This window comes from Nibribacter ruber (assembly GCF_009913235.1).
Taxonomy (GTDB): domain Bacteria; phylum Bacteroidota; class Bacteroidia; order Cytophagales; family Hymenobacteraceae; genus Nibribacter; species Nibribacter ruber.
In genome coordinates this window covers 1,507,501-1,525,110 of sequence record NZ_CP047897.1, presented here as the reverse complement: position 1 = coordinate 1,525,110, position 17,610 = coordinate 1,507,501, and the positions used below count along the sequence as shown (strand labels likewise).

At 47.5% G+C, this 17,610-nt stretch carries 15 protein-coding genes and 1 tRNA gene; 8 read left to right on the top strand and 8 right to left on the bottom strand.

From position 1 onward, the window contains the following. Positions 1-86 precede the first annotated feature (86 nt). From GU926_RS06445 to rfaD, 3 genes are all read right to left on the bottom strand, one after another. Complete coding sequence (locus GU926_RS06445) at positions 87-911, bottom strand: FRG domain-containing protein (RefSeq protein ID WP_232058452.1); 825 nt, start codon at positions 909-911, stop codon at positions 87-89. Positions 912-958: 47 nt separating this feature from the next. Then, entirely contained in the window at positions 959-1,744 is a 786-nt protein-coding gene (locus GU926_RS06440) for a sulfite exporter TauE/SafE family protein (protein WP_160690129.1), read from the bottom strand. Between the two features lie 74 nt (positions 1,745-1,818). Next, positions 1,819-2,784 carry an ADP-glyceromanno-heptose 6-epimerase gene (gene rfaD / locus GU926_RS06435; protein ID WP_160690127.1) on the bottom strand — a complete coding sequence of 322 codons (966 nt, stop codon included), beginning with the start codon at positions 2,782-2,784 and terminating at the stop codon, positions 1,819-1,821. 169 nt (positions 2,785-2,953) lie between these two features. Between rfaD and GU926_RS06430 the strand changes: the two genes are divergently transcribed. From GU926_RS06430 to lpxB, 4 genes are all read left to right on the top strand, one after another. After that, entirely contained in the window at positions 2,954-3,898 is a 945-nt protein-coding gene (locus GU926_RS06430) for an ABC transporter substrate-binding protein (RefSeq protein ID WP_232058451.1), read from the top strand. 17 nt (positions 3,899-3,915) lie between these two features. Continuing rightward, positions 3,916-4,902 carry a FecCD family ABC transporter permease gene (locus GU926_RS06425; RefSeq protein WP_160690125.1) on the top strand — a complete coding sequence of 329 codons (987 nt, stop codon included), beginning with the start codon at positions 3,916-3,918 and terminating at the stop codon, positions 4,900-4,902. Continuing rightward, positions 4,902-5,318 carry a 6-pyruvoyl trahydropterin synthase family protein gene (locus GU926_RS06420; RefSeq protein ID WP_160690123.1) on the top strand — a complete coding sequence of 139 codons (417 nt, stop codon included), beginning with the start codon at positions 4,902-4,904 and terminating at the stop codon, positions 5,316-5,318. Before GU926_RS06425 ends, GU926_RS06420 begins: the two co-directional genes overlap by 1 nt. A 146-nt stretch (positions 5,319-5,464) precedes the next feature. Continuing rightward, the gene (gene lpxB, locus GU926_RS06415; RefSeq protein WP_160690121.1) at positions 5,465-6,577 is read left to right on the top strand and encodes a lipid-A-disaccharide synthase; all 1,113 of its coding nucleotides are present in this window, start codon (positions 5,465-5,467) and stop codon (positions 6,575-6,577) included. A 381-nt stretch (positions 6,578-6,958) separates the two neighbouring features. On the opposite strand, the gene clpX is transcribed toward lpxB, so the two are convergent. From clpX to GU926_RS06395, 4 genes are all read right to left on the bottom strand, one after another. Continuing rightward, a complete protein-coding gene (gene clpX / locus GU926_RS06410; RefSeq protein WP_160690119.1) occupies positions 6,959-8,185 on the bottom strand; it encodes an ATP-dependent Clp protease ATP-binding subunit ClpX in 1,227 nt (408 codons plus the stop codon). A 270-nt stretch (positions 8,186-8,455) separates the two neighbouring features. Next, entirely contained in the window at positions 8,456-9,154 is a 699-nt protein-coding gene (locus GU926_RS06405) for a ClpP family protease (protein ID WP_160690117.1), read from the bottom strand. A 466-nt stretch (positions 9,155-9,620) separates the two neighbouring features. Beyond that, a complete protein-coding gene (gene tig / locus GU926_RS06400; protein ID WP_160690115.1) occupies positions 9,621-10,946 on the bottom strand; it encodes a trigger factor in 1,326 nt (441 codons plus the stop codon). Between the two features lie 77 nt (positions 10,947-11,023). Continuing rightward, positions 11,024-11,105 (bottom strand) — tRNA-Leu (locus GU926_RS06395). A gap of 154 nt (positions 11,106-11,259) precedes the next feature. Here GU926_RS06395 and GU926_RS06390 point away from each other — a divergent pair. Then, positions 11,260-13,464, top strand: coding sequence for a RelA/SpoT family protein (locus GU926_RS06390; protein WP_160690113.1), 2,205 nt, complete (start codon positions 11,260-11,262; stop codon positions 13,462-13,464). 120 nt (positions 13,465-13,584) lie between these two features. Here the strand turns inward: GU926_RS06390 and GU926_RS06385 are convergent, their stop codons facing one another. Continuing rightward, entirely contained in the window at positions 13,585-14,331 is a 747-nt protein-coding gene (locus GU926_RS06385) for an outer membrane beta-barrel protein (RefSeq protein WP_160690111.1), read from the bottom strand. A 197-nt stretch (positions 14,332-14,528) separates the two neighbouring features. Here GU926_RS06385 and GU926_RS06380 point away from each other — a divergent pair, with 197 nt between their 5' ends. The 3 genes from GU926_RS06380 to GU926_RS06370 are packed head-to-tail and all read left to right on the top strand — an operon-like array spanning position 14,529 to position 16,612. Then, on the top strand, positions 14,529-14,999 hold the full coding sequence (locus GU926_RS06380) for a Fur family transcriptional regulator (protein WP_160694638.1): 471 nt from the start codon (positions 14,529-14,531) through the stop codon (positions 14,997-14,999). Next, entirely contained in the window at positions 14,996-15,343 is a 348-nt protein-coding gene (locus GU926_RS06375; protein ID WP_160690109.1) for an STAS domain-containing protein, read from the top strand. The genes GU926_RS06380 and GU926_RS06375 overlap by 4 nt, the downstream gene beginning before the upstream one ends. Continuing rightward, complete coding sequence (locus GU926_RS06370; RefSeq protein WP_160690107.1) at positions 15,344-16,612, top strand: adenylosuccinate synthase; 1,269 nt, start codon at positions 15,344-15,346, stop codon at positions 16,610-16,612. Positions 16,613-17,610 lie beyond the last annotated feature (998 nt).

Genomic DNA, 17,610 nt, shown 5'->3' with positions numbered 1-17,610 from the left:
GCGTTTTTGGGCCATTTTCTAGAAAAGGCACCAAAAACGCTTTCTGCCAAATGATTTCTAACTTCTAATTTTGAATTTCTAATTATTCAGGTCGCTGTATAATGCCTCGTCAACCAGGCGCTCAAGCCGGTGAGGCCGGGGAAGAGGACGCGCTCGGTGATGTTGGCCTGGTCAAGTTTGTCCCGTATTTCCCACTTGAGCTTGGCCGGAATGATGAGCCGGTAATAGAGGTCGGGGTGTTGGTCCATCCAGTCGCAGAGCATGCCATTGGGCGTAGACATCATGGAAAACAACGCATATTGGTGTACTATGCGCTCATCCAGGGAAGGCGGCTCCAGAAACATGACAAACGGATCTTCCTGAAACTCTTCTAAGCTTTTAAAGGTGGGACAGACCGGTTCCAGCACTTCGGGGGTAAAGACGTTAGAGCCTTCGTGTTGAATGGCGTCACTTAACGGGGCTGGTAAATATTCTGTGGATTTGACGTAGTTCATGCACCAGATGGCGCCGTCGGTATGAAACGTGTGCAGGTTTGAAGTAGCGAAATGCAGGGCCACGTACGGCGAATAGGTCCAGTCCAGCATTCTAGTGGGCAGACCATGGTGTTGGGCCACCGCCAGCCAGTTCCAGATGGAATCACCGGGAGAGGTGTTGGCTTTGGCGTACTTCCTGAAGTTGCGTAACAGGTGCGGCTCTAACTTTGGATAGTCGCCGCCCAGGCGCATAAGGCTGGTTTTTAGATTATACCGTCTGTTCCAGGCGCCGCGGTACACGTACGGAGACCGGTAGCGGTTGATAGAGCCGTCCCAAGAATCCCTAAACAGCTCCCGTTGCAGTTCTTCCCAAGACTCTACCACCACATCATTGGCCATGTCAAAGGTCTGGGAATCGTCGTAGTGCAGATCGTTCATGGGCATTTTACGTGAGACAGGGAGAGGGTAGTTCTACGGATTTTTTCTTACAGCCAGCCCAAACCCAGGCCAAGCGCTACCAATAATAACAAAATCCCGACTAGGGTCTGCAAAAAATGAATGGTTACTTTCTTCAATAATCTGCTCCCCAGAAAAGCGCCCATAAAAGCCGACAAGGTAACCGCGACCAGTAAAGCAACGTCCAACTGTTCTTGCACCGCCAAAATGTTCTGGCTATAAACGGCCAATCTACTCACGTCTATGAGGCAGGCAATGACCACGCCCGTGGCAATAAAGGCTTCTTTAGGGATACCGGTCTTTACCAGAAAGGCACTGCGAAGAGCGCCCTGGTTCCCAGATAAACCGCCAAAAAATCCGCTCAGCAAACCGCCCAAGGGCAAAAATCTGGGAGGGAAAGATAGGTTTTTAAGCGATGGTACTAAATCAAACAAAGCGAAAATCACCATCAAGACCGCAATGATGGACTTAACCGGCGTCAGGAAAAACGTGTGGTCATTGAGTTGATATTGGCCCCAGGCCGGCAAATGGGCCAGAGAACTTAGAAGCCAGGCCCCCAGCACGGCGGCGATCATAGACGGAATACCAAACCGCAGGATGATGCTTTTATCGGCGTGACGGCCAATCAAGACCAGCTTGAAGAGGTTGTTCAAAAAATGGACGATAGCGGTGAGCGCAATGGCTATCTCAATGGGAAAGAACAAGGCAAACACAGGCACCATCAAGGTCCCCAGGCCAAACCCAGAAAAGAAGGTCATCCCCGAGGCAAGGAAGGCGACAGCGCAAATCAAGAGATAGTCAAGAAAGTCGGGCATTCGTTTTTAGCTTGTTTTGGTGAAAATAGCCCAAAAACGGAAGAGCCGGTACTAGACCGGCTCTTTTTAATCATTTAATAATAACTGTTGGTCATCAAATAATTCTGCACATAATCCTGAATGCCTTCTTCCAGCGTATGGAACGACTTGTCATAACCAATGGAGCGCAGCTTGTCCATGTTGGCCTGGGTGTAGTACTGGTATTTGTCTCTAATGTCCTCAGGCGTGTCTCTGAAATCTACGTTGATGTCTTTGCCCATGGCAGTGAAGGTGTTGAACGTCAAATCCAGGAAGGTGCGGGCCTGCCCACTGCCCAGGTTGTAGATGCCCGAGTTCTTGCGATGGTTCATGAGCCAGAACAGCACTTCCACCACGTCTTTTACATACACAAAGTCACGCATCTGTTCGCCATCCTTGTAGTCTGGGTTATGTGATTTGAAGAGTGTGAAGCTCCCGTTTTCCTCGATGGCGTTGTAGGCATGCAGAATCACTGAGGCCATGCGGCCTTTGTGGTATTCATTGGGGCCGTACACGTTAAAGAACTTAAGACCCGTCCAGAAGAAAGGTTTGGCGGTTTGCTCCAGTGCCCACTTGTCAAAATCGTTTTTAGAATCACCGTACGGGTTCAGAGGCTGTAACAACGGAATCATGTTCTCATCATCGTCGTAGCCCAAAGTGCCAGAGCCATAGGTGGCGGCAGAGGAAGCGTACACTAATGGAATCTGATACTCACAGCAGGCATTCCATACTTTTTTGGAATAGTCCAGGTTGAGCAGGTCCAGCACTTCGCGGTTCATCTCAGTAGTGTCGGTGCGCGCACCCAGGTGGAAGATGAATTCTACCTCTTCGTAGTTTTTCTCCAGCCAGTCAAAAAAGTCGTTGCGGTCTACATACTCCTTTATCTTCTTGCCTTCCAGATTCGCCATTTTCTTGGCCACCGAGAAATTATCCACCACCACCACATCATTGAAGTTGGCGGCATTGAGCCGGGTGACAAGACAGCTGGCAATAAAACCTGCGGCGCCGGTTACTACTATCATCAGATTTTTCCTTTAGGTACAGAGTGAATGCTGGTCAAAGGTACGAAACTTTTCCTCCGACAGGTTTCTGGCCGTGTTGTCGCATTATTGTTTTTGGGTTATTTTCTGGAAAACAAGCCAAAAACGGATGGGGAGGAGGCTGTCGTGGCTTCGGGCAAAAAATGTACCTTTGGCTTCTTATCACCTTTATACCAGCGTGACTGTTTCTAAGAATCTATCTGTCTTTCTCTCCACTTTTCTAATGGGCCTGTGTCTGTTGGCACTAGCATCCTGCGAGTCAAAACCAGCCAAAGCACCCAACCAAAAGAGCAGTTACACAATCAAAGATGACCTGGGCCGAAGCGTGACCTTACCCACGCAGCCCAAACGCATCATGGGACTCGACGCCGCCATGACCGAGATGCTGTTCGCCGTGGCCGACACCGCTTCCATTATAGGCCGAACTCAAAACTGTGACTATCCGGCAATGGCGTTGACCAAACCCGTGGTAAACAATTACCCCATGGATTATGAGCGCCTGCTGACTTTAAAACCAGACGCCGTTTTTGCCACCGAAGGCATCATTTCTTTAGAAGTAGCTGCCCAAATTCAGAAGATGGGCATACCGGTGTATTTTCAGGCCTTTGATTCTGTGTCTGATGTATTGAGGGGCTTGAAGGACTTGGGCAGGATTCTAAAACGTGAGAACCAAGCTGCTAAGGTGGTGAATTCATTGCAACAGAAACTACAGGCATTTTCCAAAGACACTGCCGAACTGCAGGAGCATCCCAAAGTGCTGGCCATCATCTGGAAGGACCCAATCTATGTCTTCGGGCACAATACCATCTTCACTGACAAACTCCGCTACCTGGGCGCCGACAATGCCGTGTCTGAGGTGATGGCCCAGCAGTCGCCGGCCTTGACGCGGGAATATATTCTGCAATTGAACCCAGACGTGATCCTAGGAGGGACCTTTGAAAAGTATGACAAGGAGTTTTTCTCCTTGTACCCAGAACTCAAGCGCATCAAAGCTTATCAGAACAAACGCATCTATGAGGTAACGGATGATTTGATGTCCAGACCCGGGCCTAGAGTCATAGAAAGCATTCAGGAACTTAAGCAGGTACTCCGGTGAGAAAATCCCTTGTTCTTTTGCTGGCAGTAGTATTGTTGCTGGTCTTTGGGTTTTTTCTGGGGCTCAAGGTGGGCAGTATTGAAACCTCTTATAGCCTCATCTGGGAAGCACTCACTCATTATAACAGCGAAGATTCTGCGCATTACAGTATTGTACATTTGCGTTTGCCTAGATTACTGCTGGCATTTTTGACAGGAGCCTCTTTGGCGTTCGCCGGTTATTTGATGCAGGCGCTAGTGAACAATGCCTTGGCAGACCCCTATCTAATGGGTACCGCCTCTGGTGCTTCGCTAGGCGCATCTTTTAGCCTTTTCTTCTTGACAGAATTCACGGTAATGGGATTATATCTGCCGCCATTTTTTGCGTTAGTAGGTTCTTTTGCCGTAACATTAGTAGTAGTCATTCTAGGTTCCAGACGTGGACAGTTGATTCCCAGTCAGATGTTATTGGTAGGCGTGGCCTTGAGTTCTTTGCTTACGGCCTTGGTGAGTTTGATTATGTTCCTTTCAGATTCAGAAAGCCAGTTAAAATCTGTGGTCTTCTGGAGCATGGGCGGATTTGAGAAAGCAGATTGGACCAACTTGGGTTATCCGGCAACGGCGCTAATAGCAGGATTGATTATTTTTCAGTTTTTGCAAAAGCATCTGAGTGTTCTGTTGCTAGGAGCAGAGCGCGCCGAGACGCTAGGCGTGGAGGTAGGCAAGCTTCGTTGGGTTATGTTGCTGGCTATTTCTGTGGTAACAGGGTTTGCCGTGGCTTTTTCAGGGCCGGTGGGGTTTGTGGGTTTGATGATTCCGCATGTAACCCGGGCAGTATTGGGGATTACCAATCGGTTTAACCTGATTTTCTGCGCCTTGGCGGGTGGTTTGTTCTTGGTTTTGTGTGATATTCTGTCCAGACTGCTGTATCCGCCGGCCGGAATGCCGGTTGGTATTGTGACATCGTTCTTTGGTGTACCTTTCTTCGTATATTTGTTGCGTAGAAAGAATTACCGATTCAGTTAATGGTATACGTAAGCAGGTTAGAGCATTTTAACGCAGCCCACAAGCTGTTCAATCCAAATTGGTCTATGTCTAAGAACAAGGAGGTGTTTGGCCCTTGCGCCAACACCAACTGGCACGGGCATAACTATGAGTTAATTGTGACCGTGAAGGGCAAACCAGACCCAGACACCGGTTTCGTGATTGACTTGAAGAAACTGAGCACCCTCATCCGGAAGAACATCATAGAGAAAGTGGACCACAAGAACCTGAACATGGACGTGCCGTTCATGGAAGGCAAACTGGCCAGCACGGAGAACCTGGTGATGGAGTTCTGGAATATCCTGGCTCCCTTGATAGCGGGCATTTCAAAAGCACAATTACACAGCCTGAAGCTGTACGAGACTCCCCGGAACTTCGTAGAGTACTTTGGGGAATAAACTTATTCAGTTAGCAGTTATCAGTAACTAGTTATCAGAAAATAAGACAACATTTCGCTGTTTCGCCTTTGTCTCACAGAAAAAATTCTTTGTTCTGTTTACTGGTAACTGATTAATGATTACTGCTCCCTGATTACTGTCAACAGATGAAATACTACATCATAGCCGGAGAGCGCTCCGGTGATTTGCATGCCTCTAACCTCATCAAGCAATTGCACCTGCAAGACCCGCAGGCGCACGTGCGGGCGTGGGGCGGAGACATGATGGAAGCCGCTGGCGCTGAACTGGTAAAGCATTACCAGGAGATGGCGTTCATGGGCTTTTTAGAAGCGGCCACCAATATCTTAAAGATAAGACGTTTCTTAAAAGAGTGTCAGCAGGATTTACTGCAATACAAGCCTGATGTGGTGATTCTGGTAGACTACGCCGGCTTTAACATGCGCATTGCCAAGTTCGCCAAAGCGCATGGCATCAAAGTCTTCTATTACATCTCTCCTAAAATCTGGGCCTGGAACCAGGGACGCGTGCACAACATCAAACGGTTGGTGGACCGCATGTTTGTCATCATGCCTTTTGAGAAGGATTTCTACAAGCGATTTGACTATGACACGGATTACATTGGCAACCCGGTGTCAGATGCCGTCAATGCGCATACCATCAATCAGAATTTTAGGGCTGACAATAATTTAGATGACCGTCCTATCATTGCCGTGTTGCCGGGTAGCCGTCAGCAGGAGATAGAAAGCCTGCTCTACATCATGCTCAGCATTTTGCCGGCGTTCCAGGACTATCAGTTTGTGGTAGCCGCGGTGAGCAACTTCTCCAGAGAATACTATGAGAACTTCAACCGGGAGCCGTATATCAAGATTGTCTATGACCAGACCTATGACGTCTTAGCCCACGCTGATGCCGCCATGGTTACTTCTGGCACTGCCACGTTAGAGACAGCCTTGTTTAACGTGCCGCAGGTGGTCTGCTACCGTACCAGCAACATCTCTTATATGATTGGCAAAGCGGTGATTAAAGTACCGTACATTTCTCTGGTGAATTTGATTGCCAATAAAAAAGTGGTACCGGAGTTAATTCAAGGCGACATGAATGCCCAGAACCTGGTGCGCGAACTCAAGAATGTTCTGCAAAATCCCGAAGGCCGTCAGGCACAGATACAAGGGTACGCCGAAGTGAAAAGTCATATAGGAGATTTCAATACTTCAGAGACTGCCGCCAAATTGATGGTAGACTACCTGAAGGAGAAATAATCTTACCGTCGTTTTTGGCCTCTTTTCTGGGAAACAGCCCGAAAACACATTTTCCTGCTTAATCCTTGTAGCTAAATATGGTGCAAGTTTTCAGCTTAAGTGCCTCAGATGCAGAACCAGGCAAGTTTGTAAACTTGCTCATAAGCTACCCACAAGTTGCCGCTTCGCTAAAACTTGCGGGAGGTGACTTTTTGTAAGCGCCTTTACAGCTTGCCACCAAAATCCTTTCAGGATGACAAAAGAGGGGAAGGAGTTAACGTACCTAAAGACCGTTTTTGGCTTTTTCTCCAGAAAACAAGCCAAAAACGGTCTTATCTAGAAACAGAAAGGCCTCTCCTTGTTTTCAAAGAGAGGCCTTTCTGTTTTTGGTATCTATTGCTCTTAGGCAACTTTTAGTTGCTTCAAAGATGATTTCTCAAATTTCTCGCGGGCGTAATCTAAGGTGATTACCAAGTCACCGCCTTCTTGTTGGTCGGTGGGCAGGTCAAACATGGCGTCGGTCATGATACCTTCACAGATGGAGCGCAGGCCACGGGCGCCTAACTTGTACTCAGCGGCTTTCTCCACGATGTAAGCTAGGGCTTCTTCAGAGAACTCCAGTGTGATGTTCTCCATTTCAAACAGACGCTTGTACTGCTTTACCAAAGAGTTCTTAGGCTGGGTAAGGATTAGACGAAGCGTGTCGTTGTCCAGCGGGTTCAAGTGGGTGACCACAGGCAGACGGCCAATCAACTCAGGAATCAACCCGAAGGATTTCAAGTCTTGGGACGTGATGTAACGCAGGAAGTTCTCGGTGTCTACCTTATCATCTAGCGACGTTTTAGAGAACCCGATAGGCTTGGTATTTAAGCGGCTCTTGATTAAACGGTCAATGCCTACAAAGGCGCCGCCGCAAATAAACAGGATGTTCTCTGTGTTCACAGAAATCATCTTCTGCTCTGGGTGCTTGCGTCCGCCTTGCGGTGGTACGTTAACCGTGGTGCCTTCCAGCAATTTCAACAAGGCCTGTTGCACACCTTCACCAGACACATCGCGGGTGATAGAAGGGTTATCGCTTTTGCGGGCAATCTTATCAATCTCGTCAATGTAGACAATACCGCGCTCGGCGGCTTCTACGTTGTAATCGGCGGCTTGTAGAAGGCGGGTTAAGATGCTTTCTACGTCTTCACCCACGTAACCGGCTTCGGTTAACACGGTGGCATCTGCAATACAGAATGGAACTTGAAGCGTGCCAGCCAGCATACGGGCCAGGAAGGTCTTACCGGTTCCGGTTTCACCTACCATGATGATGTTGGATTTCTCAATCACTACGTCATCAGCCTTGGGCTTCTGCATTAAACGCTTGTAGTGATTGTACACCGCCACGGACATCACTTTCTTGGCTTCGTCCTGACCTACTACAAACTGGTCAAGGTACTCCTTCATTTCGCGCGGCTTCATGAGGTTGAACTTGGGCGTGCGGTTGTTGGCACGTAAGCGGTTTTCCTCATTTAAAATCTGCTGGGCCTGACCAATGCAACGCTCACAGATGTGCGCGTTAATGCCTGAAATCATCACAGAGACTTCTTTCTTATTCTTGCCGCAAAAGGAGCACGTAATTTCTGCCATATACTTATGAAGGATCAACAAAACACCATGTGAGTTGGTGCCATGAAAGCAAAGTTACAAAATTGGAAAGGCAAGAAGCTAGAAATTTTTCAACAAGGCACTAAAATAGGCTTAAGGAACAGGCTGTGTTAGAGAGGTTTATAAAATATAGGATATTCTGTATCTGATTGAAAGCTAAGCGCCTGCAACCAAAAAGCGGTTTTTTCGTTTGACGCGGGGCATAAAAAAAGCCTGCTGGTGGGCAGGCTTTTTTTATGCTAAATATAGTGATTACGCTTTGTGACGAAGCAAAACTTCATCAATCAGGCCGTATTCTTTGGCTTCTTGGGCAATCATCCAGTAGTCACGGTCAGAGTCTTTGTCTACCTCTTCCACAGTCTTGCCGCTGTGGCTGGAGATGATTTCATACAGCTCTTTCTTCAGCTTCAGGATTTCACGAGCTGTAATCTCGATGTCTGAGGCTTGGCCTTGGGTACCACCCATTGGCTGGTGAATCATGACGCGGGAGTGAGGCAATGCAGAACGCTTGTCTTTAGCACCACCGCATAACAACACCGCACCCATAGAGGCGGCCAAGCCAGTACAAATAGTGGCCACGTCTGGCTGCACGTACTGCATGGTGTCATAGATACCTAAACCGGCATACACAGAACCACCCGGGCTGTTGATGTATAATAGAATGTCCTTCTTGGCATCCACGCTCTCCAGGAACAAAAGTTGAGCCGTGATGATGTTGGCGATATAATCATCTACCTGCGTACCCAAGAAGATGATACGGTCTACCATTAAGCGAGAGAATACGTCAATCTCTCTAAAGTTGGTAGGACGCTCTTCAATTACAGAACGCGTCATACTAGTTGGCTGGAAACGCGTGGAGCTTTCCAGATGCGTCAAATATTGGTCAACGCCCAGGCCGCTCATGCCTAAGCCGTGCACGGCAAATTTTCTGAATTCGTCTTTATTGTACATACAGGTTCTATTTAAAGGCCTTAACTTAAAAAGAAGGAGTGAGGTTACAAGCATCTGCCAATAAGAAAGTGCAGACTGCCCGTTTTTAGCTTCTTTTTCAGAAATCAGGCCAAAAACGATTCTTAACTTTTTCCTGCCATTATGGCGGGAGGTTGTATCAGGTAGTGAGTATCAAGTAGCAGGATGTGTAAATACATAATGCGTAGTATGCTTGTTGACCTCTCACTCGCTCGCCTCTGGCGAGTGTGGGTTACCGGCGGCCTCTGGCCGCTACAGACTCAGCAAGGATAGGTCTAGAATCGGCGGGACGCCGTGCGTAACCCACACTCGCCAGAGGCGAGCGAGTGGAGATAATTGGCTTACTGTTCCTCATTTTGTGGTAATCTTGAGCTTTAAACAAAATTTATAAAACAGAAAAGTCCTCACCAAGTGGTAAGGACTTTTCTATAAATAAGGTCTAAAGAGACTAGGCAACCAGGTTGCGGAACTCCTCAGCAGAAACGGTTTTCTCCGTTACTTTGATTTTCTCTTTCACAAAGGCCAATACCTTCTCAGCAACCAGGGCCTCGTACTCATTCACAAAGTTACGGCCGTTGTTTTGCTTCAAGTGGTTGTCCAGGAAGTTGTTGAACGTCTCTTCCATCTCAGCAGGAACTTCTGGCATGTTGAACTGGGCCATCATCTTCTGACGGGCGCTGTCCACTACATCCTCGTTGCTTACTGTAATGTCATTGTCTTCTACCACTTTGTTACGGATCATAGACCACTTCAACTCTTTCAAGTACTGGTCATAGAACTCGTCAATCTGCTCTGGCGTGATTTTGCCTTCATTAGTCACGGTCAACCAACGCTTGAAGAATTCCTGCGGCACGTCAATAGAAGCGCTATCTACCAATTGATCAATCACCGTGCGGTCTAATACGTTCTCAGCCTCACGGTCATAGTTGTCTTTGATGACCTCGCGTACTTTGGCGTCAAATTCTTCTTGAGACGTCACATTGTCCTTCCCGAAGATTTTGTCAAAGAACTCCTGGTCCATGTCGGCATTCTCGGTGCGGTTGATTTTCTCTACCGTGAACGTGAACTGGCCGTTCAGGTCTTTGGTAACGTCTTTGCTCAAGCCGGTTACGTGGGCCAAAGCGGCGTCATCGCCAAAGGCTTCTCTTATGTCAAACGTGATGGTGTCACCTGGTTTCACGCCTACAAATTGGTCAGCACCGGCCACTACCTTGTTTAAAGGAAGCAACGTCTTAGTCTCAAACTCACCTTCTATCTGCTTCAAATCACCGTACAGGTAATCATTGGCTTCAGATACTTCTGGGTTAGTGGTTTTGCCGAACTGCTTCTGCATCTGCTCATACGCCTCATCAACGGTAGTTTGGTCTACCTCAATGTTGTATTTCTCTACAGACACCTTGTCCAATGGCAATTCAAACTCAGGCAGTAAACCTACCGCGTAGCTGAACTCAAACTCCTTCTGGGTGTCCCAGTCAATGGCGTTTTCGTCCTGACGCTCTGGAAGGGGCTCACCCAAGATGCGCAGTTTGTTTTCTTTGATGTAGTTGTTCACAGACTCGTGCAACAACTGGTTGATAGACTCTACTAAGATGCCTTTGCCGTACATTTTACGGATCAAACCAGCTGGAACCTTGCCCGGGCGGAAGCCTTTGATGTTGGCTTTCTTGCTGTATTCTTTGATTTGCTCGTCTACTTTGGCAGCATAGTCTGCTTCTTGCAGGCTTACTTTCAGGCTGGCGTTGTTGCCGTCGGTTTGATTTAACGTGATATTCAAGGCTGTAATTATTTAGGTACGTACAGTGTTAAAAGAAGAAAACCCTCAACCCCGGTTGGGATTGAGGGTTTTTCTAGTGCGGATGGAGGGACTCGAACCCCCATGCCTCGCAGCGCTAGATCCTAAGTCTAGTGCGTCTACCAATTTCGCCACATCCGCATTATGTGTTGGTGTTCCGTAATTGTGATGCAAATGTAGCAACAACTGTTTTGTATATGCAAGAGCGATTCGCTTTTTTTGTTAAAATTTTTAAAATAATGTCAGAACGGCCTTTCCAACGTACCTTTTGGGCGTATTCTGATACACATACACTATGATTGACCACGAAGCTGAACGGAAAGAAATACTGCGGCACTATCGGAAACTGCTTCGTCATGCCAAGCCTTTTCTAAAAGACAATGACGCCAAGATTATAAAGAAGGCCTTTAACACCTCTCTGGAGGCGCACAAAGACATGCGCCGCAAATCTGGCGAGCCGTATATTCTGCACCCTTTGGCGGTGGCGCAGATTGCCGTAGAAGAAATTGGCCTGGGTACTACTTCTATCATTGCGGCGCTGTTGCATGACGTGGTAGAGGACACCGACATGGAAATCCATGACATTGAGCGGGAGTTTGGGCCTAAAGTGGCGCGCATCATTGAAGGCCTGACCAAGATCTCCGGCACCTTTGAGTACGGTACGTCTCAGCAGGCAGAGAACTTCCGGAAGATGCTGCTCACGCTCTCTGATGATGTGCGCGTGATTCTAATCAAACTAGCCGACCGCCTGCATAACATGCGGACGCTGGGTAGCATGGCCCGGGACAAACAGTTGAAGATTGCCTCTGAGACCATGTACCTGTACGCACCTCTTGCGCACCGCCTGGGCTTGTATGCCATTAAGTCTGAACTGGAAGACCTGCATCTCAAGTACACTGACACTGAGACGTACAAGTTCATCTCCAACAAGATACGCCAGACCAAGACTGCCCGCAGCAAGTTTATCTATGACTTCATCAATCCCATTGAAGAAGAACTGCGCCGTCAGGGTTTCACAGATTTTGAGGTAAAAGGTCGGCCCAAGTCCATCTACTCCATCTTGAAGAAGATGAAGAAGCAAAATGTGACCTTTGAGGAGATTTATGACCTCTTCGCCATCCGGATCATCTTGAACGTGCCGTATGAGAATGAGAAGCCTGCTTGTTGGCGCGTGTACTCCATCATCACAGACTTTTACCAACCTAACCCAGACCGCCTGCGCGATTGGATCAGCACGCCCAAAGCCAATGGGTATGAAGCGTTGCACACCACCGTCATGAGCAAGGCCGGGCAGTGGGTAGAAGTACAGATACGCACCAAGCGCATGGATGACATAGCCGAGCGTGGTTATGCCGCCCACTGGAAATATAAAACCGGCAGCCCCTCGGCCGCAGAATCTGGCCTAGACAACTGGATTAACAAAGTGCGGGACATGCTGGAGGTGACCAATTCCAATGCGCTGGAGTTCCTGGATGAGTTCAGGACCAACCTGTTTGTGGAGGAGGTGTTTGTGTTTACACCCAAGGGCGAGTTGATTATTCTGCCAGACCGAGCCACCGCCTTAGACTTTGCCTTTGAGATACATACCCAGATAGGCTACCAGTGCCTGGGCGCCAAAGTAAACCAGAAATTGGTGCCGCTCAGTTTTAGGCTGCACAACGGCGATCAGGTAGAGATTCTTACTTCGCAGAAGCAAAAGCCCACAGACGAATGGCTCAAGTTTGTAACCACTTCCAAGGCCCGCGCCAAGATCAAAGAATTCCTGCGCGAAGAAAGAAAAGGCAAGTCTGAAGAAGGAAGAGCCAAGCTGGAAGAACGCCTGCAACAGATAGGAGTGGAGGCTACCCCCGCCAATCTGAACAGACTGGCGGCCTACTTCAACGCCTCTACCTTGCAGGACCTTTATTATAGAGTGGCCATTGACATGCTAGACCTCAAGGAGGTGAAAGAGCATATCTTCAACCCTAGAAGCGAGAACTACAGACCGGCTTCTATTCTGGAAAACTCCTCTTTTGACAAGGAAGTGCAGAAGATTAGAGGAGTGAACGCCAACCTGCTAGTAATAGGCGGAGACACGGACCGCATTGACTATACGCTGGCCACTTGCTGCAATCCCATTCCGGGAGATGACGTGTTTGGTTTCCAGACCTTAGACCAGGGCATTACCATTCACAGAACCACCTGCCCCAAGGCGGTGGAGCTGATGTCTAACTATGGGCACCGTATTGTCAAAGCCAAATGGACCGAGCAGCAGGAACTGTCCTTCCTGGCGGGTATCAGGATTAAGGGAACTGATAGGGTTGGTTTGGTGAATGACGTGACCAAGATCATCTCCAACTCCCTGAAGGTGAACATGCGCTCCATCACCATTGACTCTAATGACGGCGTGTTTGAGGGCCACTTGATGGTGTTCGTGAATGACACCTCCCACTTGGAAAAGATGATTCAACGCTTGTCAAGAGTGAACGGAGTGCTGAGCGTAGACCGCTTTGACACCTAGAAAAGGCAACTGAAGCGTTTTTGGGCAGTTTTCCAGAAATTAGGCTAAAAACGACTATCCTATAAAATAAAGAGGCCGGCTCAATTTGAGCCGGCCTCTTTATTTTATAATGAGCTATGCTTAGAATTTGATGGCAACACCCAGAGAAGCTCTGTTCCAGTCGCCTGTAGACACTTCTAAGAAACCGCCAAACTTCTCAGTGAAGTAATAGGTGGCACCAGCCAAGAGGGCCAGTTCTGAGTCAGTGTCGCTTTCGTCAACGTCTTGGAAATACTTTTTAACGTCTGGATCATTGCCGGTATATTCTGCTGAATAGTTGGCAATGGCAAAGTTAAAGGCCAGACCGCCATATAGGTCAAGATTGTCATTCTGTAGCAAGTCCAAGTGATAGGTAGCTCTTGGAGAGATAACAATCGTGGTTAGGCTAGATTCAATTTCATATTCATCATCACTCCAATTGGCAAAGCTTAGTCCGGCACCGGCGCTGATCACACCAGGTCCCAGCTCCACGTTAAGGGCTTTGTCAAAAGTAGCGGAAATAGGGCCAAACATGCCGTTTGGTTTTGAGCCTTTCATGGCAACTACGTACCCAATTTTCAATTCACCTACGCCGGCAGTAACCGCTGCCTGTGGAGCGCGTTTGGCAGAAAAGGGCTTATAGGAAGAAGTTGCCTCTCTATAAGTAAGGGTTAAACCAGGAGCCTTGGCAGCAGTAGCGTTAGAGGCCAGTAGAATAGTCTCAGTCTTAGGAGCGTCTTTGGGGGCGGTGCCTTCAGTAGTGCCGGCTTGTGCATTCACAGAAACCAAGGCCACCAGACCAAGGGCTACAGGCGACCACATCTTTTGGATCAAAGTAATTCTTTTCATAAAGGGAATTAGTAGTGTTGTATTGATATTTTTAATTAACAAAGTGCAAATATATCATTTACTATATGTTTTGTGGCATTAGGAAACATTTTCTCTCTCAAAATACTTATTAGTACTTAGTGGACAGGGGTAGAGCAAGAATCCTTTGTGATAGGACTACCCACCATTCCATATTATATAGTATGTTTGCAGTAGCTATGGCGTTAGATGAAGCGAAATTTTTGGAGGTAAAAAAAATCTTTACCGCCTACCTGGAGAGCAAAGGTCTTAGAAAGACCCCGGAGCGATATGCTATCTTAGAAGAGATTTATTCCCGCAACGGGCATTTTGATGTGGAGTCTCTCTACATCAGCATGAAAAACAAGAACTACCAGGTAAGCCGGGCCACGGTGTATAATACCCTGGACCTGCTGGTAGAGAATGACCTGGTAAGTAAACACCAGTTTGGCCGTAACCTGGCCCAGTATGAGAAGTCGTACGGCCGTCGGCAACATGACCATGTCATTTGCACGGATTGCCATAAAGTGGTTGAGTTCTGTGACCCGCGGGTACACAACATTCAGACCATGGTTGGGGAGCTGCTTAATTTCAACATCCTGCACCATTCCCTCAACCTGTATGGTATCTGCGGCGACTGTCAGGCAAAACTAAATGCGCCTACGCAATGAAAATTGAACACGCCTTAAAGGATGATGTGCTGGTGATCCAGCTGGAAGGGGATTTGATTGGGGGACCAGACACCCAACGCCTCATGGACATTGCCAATACCACCATTGATGACGCCTTGCTGCTTTCTGCCGTGGACTTGTCCAACGTGCGCTTTATTAACAGTAGCGGTATTGGCGTATTGGTCTCCCTGCTCACCAAGTTCCGTAACCGGGGCGGCGAGTTGGTATTGATCAACCCGTCTGAGCACATTCGTAAACTATTAATCATCACCAAGCTTAACGCTATATTCACCATTGCTGAAGATGAGGCGAACGCCCTTCAGCTTCTTAAAGCATCAAACTAAATGCCAGTTGATATTCTAGTAGGCCTCCAGTGGGGCGATGAAGGAAAAGGTAAGATTGTTGACGTCTTAGCACCTCAATATGATGTAGTAGCCCGTTTTCAGGGTGGTCCCAATGCTGGGCATACCCTGGAGTTTGAAGGCACCAAGCACGTTTTGCATCAGATTCCTTCTGGCATCTTCCACGCGCACATCACCAATATCATAGGCAACGGCGTGGTTCTGGATCCAATTGTGTTCAGAACCGAGGTAGAGAAACTCACTGCCCGCGGCGTAGACGCTACCCAAAACCTGTACATCTCTAAAAAGGCACAACTGATTCTTCCTTCGCACAAGAGCTTGGACAGAATCTCTGAAGAAGCGCTGGGCACGTCTAAGATTGGATCTACGCAAAAAGGGATTGGGCCAACCTATCAAGACAAGATTGGCAGAAGTGGCCTTCGCGTAGGAGATATCCTGTCAGATGATTTTGAAAGCAGATACAGAGCCACTGTCGCCCGCCATGAGAAAATAGCTTCTTTCTACCAAAAGTCACTGGACATTGAAGGAGTGGAGCAGGAGTTCTTCCAGGCGGTGGCCTTCATGAAGCAGTTTACCCTGGTAGATTCTGAGTATATGATCAACCAGGCATTAAAAGACGGCAAAAAGGTGCTGGCAGAAGGGGCGCAGGGATCATTGCTGGATATTGACTTCGGTACCTACCCTTACGTGACCTCTTCTAATACTTTGGTGGCCGGGGCCTGTACTGGCCTAGGAGTAGCGCCTAGAAACATTGGCGAAGTGTATGGCATCTTCAAAGCGTATTGCACGCGCGTAGGCAGCGGTCCTTTCCCTACCGAGTTGCTGGATGAAGTAGGAGAACAGATTCGGCAGGCTGGCAGAGAATTCGGCTCCACTACCGGGCGTCCTAGACGTTGCGGTTGGATTGACCTGCCTACCTTGAAATACGCCATCATGCTTAACGGCGTAACCCAACTCAACATGATGAAGGCTGATGTACTGGATGAGTTTGATGAGATTAAAGTCTGCACCCATTATCAATTATCAGACGGTACCATCACAGACCAGATTCCGCATGATTTAGATAAGACCTCCATCACTCCTGTATATGTGTCATTCAAAGGATGGAAGGAAGAGTTGAGAACGTATGAATCTTACAACGCCCTCCCTAAAGCTGTGCTGGAATACGTAGCCTATCTTGAAGAACAATTAGAAGTGCCAGTTACTATCATTAGTGTAGGACCAGATAGAAAGAGTACCTTATTAAAGTAAACGCATTACACATACTATATAAAGAGAGCGGCCACCTTCTTAAAGGTGGCCGCTCTCTTTATATAGAGTTGGTTCACCTTCCTACATTAGATATAGAGGAAGAACATAAACCTTTATTACTTCAAGTCTTGATTTAGTGTGATGGCTCGTCCTCAATTTATCACTCTGGAAGAATCGGCTTATAAAGCTGACCATGAAAAGGGATTGGCCTTAGCAGTCGTTTTTAGCCCGTTTTCTGGAAAAGAGGCTAAAAACGACTAATTGGATATTGAATTGAAGGGGCGCGAGGTAAGTAATTGCTAAACGCCTTTTTGCTTTCTAGGTGGTTTGTATATGCTTTTCTACTTCATTCGATTGTTCATAGCTTAAGCAGAACTTCTCTTTGCCTCTTTGCTTTCCTCGTTCACTTTCTGGACAAATCCCTATTGCATTTCGCAAGTAGCCTATAGTGGTAAAAGCTGAGAAAAGGAATGTTAATGTAAATAACGATTCATAATGAGCACACAGAAGCTGTTTGCTCTAATGCTTAAGCCTGTCTAGCTCGCCGCCGATATCCTTTAAGGATGACAAAGAGGGGAGAAGTCCCATGAGCTCCATTGTAATCCTTCTGCGTAAGTAAGTAAGTAAGTAAGTAAGTAAGTAAGTAAGTAAGTAAGTAAGTAAGTAAGTAAGTAAGTAAGTAAGTAAGTAAGTAAGTAAGTAAGTAAGTAAGTAAGTAAGTAAGTAAGTAAGTAAGTAAGTAAGTAAGTAAGTAAGTAAGTAAGTAAGTAAGTAAGTAAGTAAGTACCGTTTTTGGTCTCTTTTCCAGAAAACAGGCCAAAAACGGTTACAGCTAAAGATAAGGAGGGATTAGGGCAAAGGAATTGTCAAAACTAATTCCCCTGATAATGAGACGAGTTAGCAGAACATGGGCGGTTTATCTGCCACTTTTCTTTACAAGGGCCCTTGCCTGCTCGAGAAATCCGCCTATCTTTGCACTCCCTTCCAGCGAGGGGTTC